Origin of the sequence: Pseudoduganella buxea (genome assembly GCF_009720835.1) — a bacterium.
Classification (GTDB): domain Bacteria; phylum Pseudomonadota; class Gammaproteobacteria; order Burkholderiales; family Burkholderiaceae_D; genus Rugamonas; species Rugamonas buxea.
In genome coordinates, this window is sequence record NZ_WNKZ01000218.1 from 1 (window position 1) to 1,159 (window position 1,159).

At 58.1% G+C, this 1,159-nt stretch carries 1 protein-coding gene; it reads right to left on the minus strand.

Features of this window, described 5'->3' with window-relative positions; translation table 11 throughout:
* Positions 1–1,099 (minus strand): IS3 family transposase gene (locus GM672_RS27675; RefSeq protein ID WP_155473692.1). Its coding sequence is split into 2 segments (ribosomal slippage), with 1,100 coding nucleotides annotated over them: positions 1–853 and positions 853–1,099; the frame shifts between segments, so codons are not numbered across the junction. This gene is flagged as partial in the annotation.
* Positions 1,100–1,159 lie beyond the last annotated feature (60 nt).

The following is a 1,159-nucleotide window of genomic DNA, read 5'->3' on the forward strand; positions in this document are numbered from 1 at the left end:
AAGTCATTGCTGAAGCTGTGCCGGCGCTTCGGATTGTAGAACATCTCGATGTAATCGAAGACATCTTGCCTTGCCTCTTCCCGGGTGCCGTAGGTCTTGCGTCGGATCCGTTCCCGTTTCAGGAGCTGGAAGAAGCTCTCGGCCACGGCGTTATCGTGGCAGTTTCCTCGTCGGCTCATGCTTTGCTGCAGATTGTGCTGGTCCAGGAAGTCGCGCCAGTCGTAGCTGCTGAACTGACTGCCCTGATCGGAATGCACCATCACCGTATTCTTGGGCTGCCGCCGCCAGACGGCCATCAAGAGCGCGTTCATTGCCAGCTCGCGATCGATGCGTGAACTCATCGACCAGCCAATTACCTGGCGCGAGAACAGATCAAGCACTACGGCCAGATAAAGCCAGCCTTCACAAGTGCGAATGTACGTGATGTCCGTCACCCAGACGCGATTGGGTTCTTGCACGTCAAATTGACGTTGAAGATGGTTGGGCGCCACCAACGAAGGCGCGCCGCCGCGTTTGTATTTGCGCTTGGCGTAGCCGGTTTGCGAACGAAGCCCGGCCGACCTCATTAGACGGTGGACGCGATTGATGCCGCATTGTTCACCGAGCTCGCGCAGATCGTCGCTGACCTTGCGATAGCCGTACACGCTGCCGCTTTCCAGCCATGATTCCTTGATCGGCACGAGTAGGCGCTTGTCTTCTCTGGCTCGCTTGCTTTCAGGGTTCAGGCGCCAGGCATAGAAGCCGCTCGGATGCACCTCGAGCACTTTGCACAGCCGGCGCACCGGGAATTGGTCCTGCAACTGAGCAATTAAGGTGTACCTCACCCGGACGTCTTGGCAAAGTACACCGCGGCCTTTTTCAATATGTCACGCTCCTCCGTGACGCGCTTGAGCTCGGACTTCAGGCGCCGCATCTCGTCGGACTGGGCATCGACGGCCTTGCGCTCCGCCTCGGGTATGCCATAGCGCTTCGCCCAGGCGTACAGACTGTGGATGCTTATTCCGAGCCGTGCCGCTACTTCGCTCGCTGGGTGACCGCCCTGCGCCACCTGCTTGATCGCTGCAATCTTGAATTCCTCTGTGTACCGCTTACCGCTCATATCTTCTCCTTGTGCCCGACATTATGGCTCAGGAGTGTCTACGATAGTCGTGGCGATTCA